General features: G+C 35.4%; 5 protein-coding genes. 2 read left to right on the top strand and 3 right to left on the bottom strand.

The window, feature by feature from the left end; translation table 11 throughout:
- Positions 1–547: 547 nt before the first annotated feature.
- The gene (locus AAC073_RS20755; protein ID WP_339925733.1) at positions 548–1,555 is read left to right on the top strand and encodes a carbon-nitrogen hydrolase family protein; all 1,008 of its coding nucleotides are present in this window, start codon (positions 548–550) and stop codon (positions 1,553–1,555) included.
- Positions 1,556–1,745: 190 nt separating this feature from the next.
- Here AAC073_RS20755 and AAC073_RS20750 read toward each other — a convergent pair whose 3' ends face one another.
- Entirely contained in the window at positions 1,746–2,456 is a 711-nt protein-coding gene (locus AAC073_RS20750; protein WP_339925732.1) for a DUF1080 domain-containing protein, read from the bottom strand.
- A gap of 226 nt (positions 2,457–2,682) precedes the next feature.
- Complete coding sequence (locus tag AAC073_RS20745; protein WP_339925731.1) at positions 2,683–4,710, bottom strand: PAS domain S-box protein; 2,028 nt, start codon at positions 4,708–4,710, stop codon at positions 2,683–2,685.
- 648 nt (positions 4,711–5,358) lie between these two features.
- Here AAC073_RS20745 and AAC073_RS20740 point away from each other — a divergent pair.
- Complete coding sequence (locus AAC073_RS20740; RefSeq protein WP_339925730.1) at positions 5,359–6,507, top strand: DUF4221 family protein; 1,149 nt, start codon at positions 5,359–5,361, stop codon at positions 6,505–6,507.
- A 120-nt stretch (positions 6,508–6,627) separates the two neighbouring features.
- Here AAC073_RS20740 and AAC073_RS20735 read toward each other — a convergent pair whose 3' ends face one another.
- Positions 6,628–9,390 carry an outer membrane beta-barrel protein gene (locus AAC073_RS20735; RefSeq protein ID WP_339925729.1) on the bottom strand — a complete coding sequence of 921 codons (2,763 nt, stop codon included), beginning with the start codon at positions 9,388–9,390 and terminating at the stop codon, positions 6,628–6,630.
- Between the last annotated feature and the right edge of the window lie 619 nt (positions 9,391–10,009).

Raw genomic sequence — 10,009 nt, 5'->3', positions numbered from 1 at the left:
GCTTTGCCACCATATCCGTACAAAGCCTTTATTTGATATGTGCCTTATTCAATAAAACAATTAAACAAATGCTATATCAGAGTAATTAAACATTGGGTATTTTTAAGACTTCACCAAATCGACTCTACAAACAAGAAAAACTAAACTATTAGACAAACAACATACTATAGTGTTTCTATTACCTACTAAATTTACTTCTCCATAATTTTACAGGAACACATTATTGCATAATCTAGGTAAGAATTACTATTGTGTTATGGCATTAATTCGTTTATCCATAAAAAACTTTTAAAAGGCCTATTAACAAATAAGCCATAGTCTTACTTATTTGTTAATTTGGACCAAAGACAGCATAAAATCTTTACATACACCTGAACAAAACATAAGGTAAGCTTGAAAACCAAAGAAAAAATTTCCACCATTTTTATAAAGATTTGAAAAGGTTTGGTAAATTACTATCTCATAAATAAAATCTAATTTCAGAGATTCTATACTTAATCATTTCGCCAGTTCCATGGATAAAAACCCCAATTCCCGCCGAAAATTTATGAAGACAGCCGCATTGACTTCTGGTTTTTCATCCTTGGGTACAGTGGCTGTAAATAGCAAGCCTCTTCAGGTTTCAAATGAACAAAATAAACTTCCTAGAGAGGTATGGGTTTCGGGGATTTCTCAGGAAGGAATATTTGTAGATACAGCAGAAGAGATGGTTGATCGGATATTTGCATTGATGGAGAAAGTATTGGTGTACCAACCTGATATTATTTGCCTACCAGAGGTTTTTCACACTGGAAATGTTGCCAAAAACTATAGCCTCTCAGAGAAGTTGTCCCTATCCAATGCCATTGTAAATAATATGGCTTCTTTTGCCAAAAAGAACAATTGCTACCTGGTCGTTGCAGTTAACACAGAGGAGAGCGGAAAGGTATACAATTCAGCCATTTTATTGGACAGAGAAGGAGCTCGAGTTGGGGAGTACCGAAAGATTCACTTGACTGAAGATGAAATTAATATTGGGCTTACTCCTGGGCCCCTCGATCCTCCGGTATTCCAAACGGATTTCGGGAAAGTAGGCATACAAATCTGCTTTGATGTGATGTGGGAAGATGGTTGGCAAAAACTGAAAGACAAGGAAGCTGAATTGGTTTTTTGGCCATCCGCCTATGGAGGTGGTCAAAGCCTTCAGGCAAAAGCCTTACAACACCGGTATGTCCTTGCCACAAGCACACGAAAAGGAAGCGCCAAACTTTGGGACATCACTGGCAATGAATTGGCACAGACAGGATTCTGGGAAAAAAACTGGTATTGCGCCCCTGTGAATTTAGAAAAAGCATTTTTACATACATGGCCTTTTGTGCGCCATTTTGATCAAATCAAGAAAAAGTACGGAAGAAAAATTCGGATAACCAATTTTCATGAAGAAGAGTGGTCGGTAATTGAGAGTCTTTCCCCAGAAATCGTCGTTGCGGATATCCTGAAAGAATTTGATCTAAAAACCTATGATCAACATAGACTGGATTCTGAAATAGCGCAAATAAAAGCCCGGAATTCATAGAAATAAATGAAGGTTAACAAATCTAAATAGCGGGATAAGGGCTATTAAAAACCTATTCCTTCATTATTTAACTCTGAGTATAAATATATGAAATATTCTAAAATTATCATTAATATTCAAGTCAAGCCTGAATACCGGAGCCAAATTCAGGTATCTAGATTAAAATCTAACCTTCCCATACACTGAGCTGTTAATTATTTCCCATATAAGGACTACCATTAGATTTTACTAGGGCCTCCATTAGTTCTGATTCGCTGTATTCACCTATCCTAAGCTCTGGATTGTGTATTAGTTTTATGGATTTGTATTTAACAAGCTGTGATGGTCCAGCATGTACTTGTAAGGCTATAAATCCTTCTAGTTCTCCATCGGGTTCCTGGTAAGCGACAGATAGGGTACCATTGATGGCAGTCCAGATATTATTACCAACGGCCAGAATTTCATAAGTATTCCAATCGTTCTTTTTAACAGCTTCTTCACCTTTTCCTTCCCAATGTAATTTTTGCCTACCACTTTCATGGTATAACCTTCCCCACACGCCTTCACCTATATCAGCCTGATAGCCTAAAGCTTCTTCTCCCATTTTTTGAGACCGAAATTGAATGCCGGCATTGGTGGTATTTGGCACCATTTTCACCTGAACTTTCAAATAAAAATCCTTTACTTTTTCTTTGTGCCAAATGAATTGATTGTGTACAATTGAATCTTTACCTTCTCCTCCAACTATAGCCCCATCTGATACTGACCAATAACTCATATCAGCTGAACTCCAATTGTTAAGGTCTTGTCCATTAAATAAGACAACTTCCTCCTGTGGGCTCTTTTTGCTACAAGCACTCAAGAAAACCGTACCTAAAACAAATACTACTAGTCCTATGTATTGAAGGGGAAATTTTATCATAATTATTAATTAGTTAAACGCATATTTTCCTGAATGAAAAGCCAGCCCATACTTCTATAAGTAGGCTATCATCGTAAAAGATGAGATTTTCAATCTGAAGATACATTAAAATCACCAAAATACTGTCAATTGCCTACCAAACGTAACCAAAGTCGATTTTAAATTCCGTGGATCAATAAAAATGACCATAAAAGTCTAATTAATGTATAATCCCTAAACATAACTACTATCCATTTTTGGGAAGGGTAAAATAAAATGTTGACCCTTTACCCTTCTCACTTTCCACTCCTATATTTCCACCATGCTTTACTACAAATTCTTTGCATAAAATCAATCCAAGCCCAGTTCCTCTTTCATTATTTGTGTCAGGAGTTGATACGCTTGAATCGATCCTAAATAATTTCTCAAGTCTGTCAGCGGCTATTCCAATGCCTTGATCTTTTATAGAGACATGAATGTTTTCTGGATTCTCCTTTACTGTTATGAGGATTTCCTTATTCTCCTTTGTAAACTTAATGGCATTAGACAATAGATTCCTAATGACAGTACTGATCATTTGCTTATCAGCAAAAACAGTTAATTTTTCAGGTAATGAAGTTTTAATGCTAATTAATTTTTGACTTGCGTTCCCGGCCAAAAGCATCTTGTTTTCCTCTATCAATTCTACAATTTCAAAGTTTTCTGGATTAAACTCCATCCGACCGGTTTGTGAACGTGCCCAATTCAACAGGTTTACCAATAAATTCATCGCTTTTTCTGTCGATTCACTTATATAGGTCCCATATTCTTCTATTCCTTCGTAATCTTTCTCTTTTATTTGATCAATAAGCAATTGGCTTAAGCCCATTATTGCGTTAAAAGGGTTTTTAAGGTCATGCGCAATAATTGAAAAAAACTTGTCTTTCTGAGCATTAAGTTCACGTAGCTTTTCCTCGCTTTTACGTAATGCCTCTTCAGCATTGTATCGTTCTGTAATGTCCTGAGTAACGCCAAACCATCTTATATCTCCATTTTCATAGCCTATAGGAATAGATTCAATCCTAAACCAACGCTCATCATTTTTAATATTAAACCGACCTTCCCAAACAAAGGGTTTGCGATCACGAGCAGCTTCCATATTTGCTAACAGAAAATCTTCTATATCATCTTTGTGTATTTTATTATTAACAATAGTTATATCGGTCATGTCCTCATCAGGCCCAACATCATGAATATCTCGCCACCGATCACTGACATACTCAAATTCCATATGGTCATTTGACCTTATCCAAAAAATATAAACACCCACTGACACCATTGCCACCAAGGTATCAAAGCGTTCTAAACTACTTCTGAGGGCCTCCTCAGCGAGTTTACGTTCAGTAATATTGCGCGTCCGGCAATACATCTCTAATTGTCCTGTTACTCTATTCTTTACAAACCTACTTGTCAATTCCACCCAAACTGTAGAACCATCTTTGCGTAAAAATTCAACTTCAACATGGTAATTATTGTCTTTATCAGAGCTGTTTATATTGAAATTGTCTATCGCTTTTTCAACTTGTTTATGTATAATTTTTAAGGTTTTGCGAGTTGTTACAAGTTCTATAGATCCTGACAATATTTCTTCGGATGTATAGCCAAGGAGTTGAATTATCGAAGGACTCACATAATCTATTAACATTGATTCGGTATCAATGCTCCATACAACTTCTTTCATGTTTTCGGTAAGCGTATGGTACTTCCCCTTTTTTTCAAGAAGCTCAATTTCTGCTATTTTGCGTTGAGTGATTTCCCGTGAAATACCCATATAACCGATTTGATCATCTTGCTCATTGAAGTAGGCATTGATAACTATCTCCACCCATATTATATGCCCATTCTTATGGTTTTGTTTAACTTCAACAGTAACTGGTTGGTAACTCTTTTTCTTGACCTCATTCCTCAAGTCCGCTATTGCATCATAAAAATCTTCCTGAGAATCAAGGGATAATGTGTCTTGAATTTTTTCCTTCATTGCCTCTTCAGGCAGAAGTCCTCGTAGTTTGCTTATCGATGGACTGATATAAGTATAGCGGTAGTTTTTATCTAAGGTCCAAATCACATCAGGGCTATTCTGCACCATCAAATGAAAGCTATTTTCCCCTAAACACTTTTCCTCAGGTATTCGGTTATTGTTTTCTTTTTCCAAAGAAAGCCTTAAAACATCATTTGTCTTCTCTAATTTCTGAAGCTCCTTTATGAGTTCTTCTTTACTTTTTTCTTTATAATTCAAAGTGATGCTTGTTATTTATGATGTATTGCTTTCTCCTTATTATGGCTATTGTTATAGAATCTTCCATTCATATCTTGCTATTTAATTGCCTCTAACCTAAACTGTTCTTGCTCAGTTGGTGATTTAATTAAAAGAAATTCAAGCTATTTGGGAATATCAATAGGTAGTAGCCATAGGATAACCTGAGAAATAATTTGAAGCATAAACTTATTTAGTAAAGGTCAAGTCGTTAGCAATAACCCCTTAAAACACAAAATTATACTATTTATTGAGATTTATCTATGACGAGAATCAGTTACAACTAAAAATATTGGTTAAAATCTGTAATTGCAAATTCGAAGAATAGAAAGGTAGAATATTAGCATTCAAATCATTTCTTTACTTAATCTGATTGGCCTAACTAAAAATTTTTATCATTTTCAAAACAAATACAAATATTGGCTAAGTCATCTTAAAGCAACATTGGCAAGACCATCTCAGAAAAGCCATTCTTCTGTGGATATGAATAAATATTAATAGATAAATTTATAGACACTATTTTACACAATAATTTATTAGGCATTCCGAACGAAAACTAATCACAACTAAATTAGACGGTTTGAGTTGATTTATTTATCTTGGTACCCCATCTACCAAAAATCTTTCACTATGAGATTGTTATTTATTGGAATTGCCTTTGCCTTTTTATTTAGCTCTTGCAGCAAGAATACCGAAAAAGAAAATGAACTCCCAGAGCAACTTAACTTTTCCCTAGATACCGTTTATGTGGATCCTGGAGATGAAATTCTTTATTTACAAGACAAGCTGTTCCTTTCGGACCTTTCTGCAGACAAGAGTTACCTAATCAATTTTAACCGTAAAGATGTAATAGCAGAACGTATCAACCTAGATGAATTAAAACTTGAAAAGTTGATCCCCTTTGAGAAGGAAGGACCAAACGGCACGCCTGCTTATTTTTCAAGGTTCAGCCTAAACCATGAGGAACAGCTACTGATATGGTCGTATCAATTTTATTCTATTTTTGATCAAAATGCTAAAAAAGTAAAAGACCTGGGACTTGAAAAAATAGCTGCAGAGTATCTGGCTGGTTCAGATTTCTATCCAAGTATGTTGTTTGAGGATCCTAAGCAACCTGACAGGATATTGGGAGTGTTTATATCATGGAAAGACAGGACCTATTTTATTTTAGACTTTGATTTGAAGGGAAAGAAATTTAAAAAAACTGACTTGCCGGAGATGGATAAACTTCAGGAATACAATACAGATATTTTAATGGATGGGCAAGCCATGGGGAGCTATGGAGTAGCCGTTCACACCATAGCTAAAAATGGTAATATAATACTTACTAACAATTCTTTTAATGAGGCGGTAATTTATGATACAAATAAAGACAGTACTTATATTAAAAGCTGGGAGACTCCAATTTTAGGAACCAGAAAAAATTATACACCTCCGAAACAGGTCGAATATTCTTCTGGTCAAAAAGAAGAAATAGTTAGAGATTCAATGGAGGAATTTAATTACGGATATTTGGTTTGGGAGGAAGCACAAAAACAATTTTATCGATTCTCCATCAAACAACAATTCGGTGAAGATAAGGACGAACATGGCCAGTATATTGCCACCGGAGCGGATGTTTACCTAAATATTTTTGATGAAAACCTGAATATACTTGCCGAATCCTTGGTGCCTCAACTGGGTGCTCCACCAAATAAACACTTTGTCAAAGATGGAAAGATCTGGATATTTGAAAACATAGAAGATGAAATGGCATTTGTTCGAATAGGAATAGAATAGTATTTAGATAAATCAAAATATCATTACTTGGCCGAATCAAAGTGACCATCAGTAGCTCAAGCTAGGCCCTACCTGGGCAAAATCTCAGATAGGGCTTACGGAGATCCCATTTGGATGGGCTTAAGGCATTGCTCCTTGGCCAAAACTTCTTAAATTATAAGTTAAAGTAAGCATCAAAAATTGTTGCAACACTTGGGTTCTTTCATTTTCAATGTAGACATCTGTGACGTTTCTGCTGATATTTGTGTTTTGATTAAGCAAGTCAAAAACAGTCATTTTCAACTCAAACTTCTGACTGGGAGGAAATCTATAGCCCAAATCTGCATTCATTAACCAGACAGATTGGTCAAAGTCTTCTCCTAAACCTGTATACCACTGGTTATTTACATTGGTGCTGACAAAAAATCCCCAAGCAAAATTCCAATACAAATCCAACCTTGTACTTTGTGTATAATAATTATTATCCAAGTTTTCCTGTAAACTACTTCTTACGATATTGTAATTACCACTTGTAGATATGTTAAAATCTAAATCTTCACCCAAATTACTACTAATTCCTATACCTGGACCAAGACCAATGTTCCTATTGTAATTGGTTTGGCCATTAATTATTCCCGGTTGATTGCTAAAGCTTGCCCTTGCACTAAGGTCCAAGTTACTTTTTATAAACTTCAATGGGATGCCAAAAGAAAAATAACTTCGTAAGTCCCAATACTTGTCCAAGTTTTCCGGTCTACTAAGTTGTCCTCCCTGCCTTAACAAAACATCTCCTTGAATAAGTGTATCTTTGGTAGCAATATAAGTAGCATTACCCAAGTAATTAGACCTTACAGACCCGCCCATATACATGAAAAATGATTTGGATGTTTCCGGGTCAACATTTCTAATCCGTGTATACAACCTGTGTTCATACTCTTGCTCTAAATCCGGATTTCCTGTTGAAATTTGAATAGGGTTGCTGTTGTCTATAACATCTTGTAGCTGCCTTACGGAGGGAGCATCAGTATCTCCACGATAATAAATTCTAATATTGGTATTATCATTCATGTCATACATAAAAACCATTCTAGGAACAAAATTCTTAAAAGTCCTCTTGGTGTTTTCAAAACCCGGAAACAACCGGTCACTGTCTAAAATAGAAATTTGGTAATCGAAAGAAGAATAAACCCTTATTTTATCCTTATTATAACTGTAGCCTAAACCTGCTTCATGCTGCAAATAGGTGTTTTCAAATTCATTGGTTAAAGTGGAGTCCAATTCAAATAAGTTGGATTCCATCGCTCTTTGAGCTACTTCCTGTTTGGTGGTTCCAATATCATTCCCTACCTCATATTCAAACCTCAACTGTGAGTATTCACCTATAGGTTCAGTATATTCCACTTCCAATTCATAATTGAATGAATTGGATTTACTAAGGGAATTTTGGATTAGACTGTCAAGATTATTTGTCTGAAAATCACGGTTTACTGAAACCAATCTTGAATCACTATTGGCATCACCAAATTCGGTTTCAATTTGAGTCGAAAGGGTTCGACCTTTTTTATTGAATTTATATCGGTAAGTGAAATCACTTGAAAACTGAAAAGACTCATTGGTTGAACTGGTATTGTTTTGGGTTTCGTTGATGGGCGTATTCGGGTTAAAAAGATTTTGAGCAGCAAGTCTACTTTTTGATGTACCTTTCTCATACCTGACCCTAGGCCTCCATACAATGGCATGTTTATCAGAAATATCATAATCTAACCTTAAATCCAATCGGTGATTTTGATTGTAGTTTTCCTCATTTCTAATTTCGTCATAAAGCTGTAAACTGTCGCTGGAAAGAATGTATTCCCGAGAAGAATTTTGATTAAGGAAATTGGTGCTTTCATTAAAGAAATAACTTCCAGTTAGTTTCGCCTTTCCGTTGTTGAATTTATCAGTAAAGTTAATTCCTACAGCATTGGTGTTGGTCACCCCCGGAAGTTCCCTTGTAGTAAGTGGATTTCCTCCTCGACCTCTGCCGCCTCGCCTATCGTCACCACCTCCAAAAGCACCTGTAAGATCATCTGCCGAGAAATTTTGTTGATTGATGTTATTGCTTAATCCTAAAAGGGTCAGTCGCTGTGGGCCGTCGAAAAAATTAACACTACCACCTATTAAGTAATTATTATTAGAACCATACCCTGCAAACATTCTTCCAAATTCTCCCCCTCTCTTTTCCTTTTTGGTAATGATATTTATGGTTTTTATGGTTTCTCCATCATCAAAACCCGTTAATTGGGCTTGCACGCTAAGTTGATCCAAAAACTCTATTCTATCAATTATTTCTACGGGTAAATTTTGCATGGCCATGGCCGGATCATCGCCGAAAAAAGGTTCTCCATCCACCAAAACCTGACCTACCGTTTCCCCTTGGACTTCAATGGTATTCCCACGCATTACCACACCCGGCATTTTTCGTATTAATTCTCCTGCACTTGCTTGTGATCGGGTTTTAAATGCATCTGCATTCATGGAGATCGTATCACCTTTCATCTCCCCTGCAAGGGTACTTGCTTCTATTTCATATGCTTCCAACAAACTACCTTCTTCCACCAACTCAAAAATACCAAGATTATTATTTGTAGGAGTGGCTACTGTTTTGATTAAATCCTCAAAACCAATAAAACTGATATTCAATATAAAAGATGATACTTTAGGATTGGCAAATTGAAATTGTCCATATTCATCTGTAAAAGTGTTGGCCAGGGTGTCTCCTGCCGCATTTTTCACAAAAACATAGGCACCTGGTAGTGTCTCACTCGTCTCCTTATCCTGAACCTTTCCCCTGAGATTACTTTGGGACCTTAAATTTCCGTGAATAAAGAAAATAATAAAGAGTAATAGTACAATTTTATTCATGATAACTTAGAATTAGTTGTAATAATCTGTATTAAAATCTAAAGATTGGTGTTCAAAGATACAAAAATTAACATGTGATTTAGTTAATTTTCTATAAATGGATAGCTATTCAAATGAACGGGAGTTAGCCCTTTTAAGTTTGGAAACTTATTGATAATCAATGTTTAACTCTTAACAGCTTCGAAACCATTCCTTTTCACACAAACCAATCTATCTACTATTTGTTTATTGATTGTTTGGGAAAAACAAAAGAGAATTGGATGTCAAATACTTTTTAAAACATAAAATAAAACCCAATTACAAGACGACATAAAGCATATGATGAAACCACTTTAAAACCAGTAATTGTTTTTATTACCTTGTTTTCGCTCTCAAAATAGCCTGACTTGCTAGTCTTAAACCATTAGCCACAATCCCTATACCATAATCTGAATTAAGAATGCACTCTTTTTTTTATAGGGTAAAAAATTCACTAAAAAAACATTTAAAAACAATAATATTACTCTATACAGTTAAAAAAAGCACCTAATATATTATTTTATTTGGTTTAATTTCAGAATAGCCTAATATTCCCAACTTAAAGGCTACAATAGAAGCCCCAATAGAAAATCAGATCATA

Source organism: uncultured Cyclobacterium sp., from assembly GCF_963977555.1.
Taxonomy (GTDB): domain Bacteria; phylum Bacteroidota; class Bacteroidia; order Cytophagales; family Cyclobacteriaceae; genus Cyclobacterium.
The sequence above is the reverse complement of the archived record's forward strand: the minus strand, read 5'-3'. Positions and strand labels throughout refer to the sequence as shown.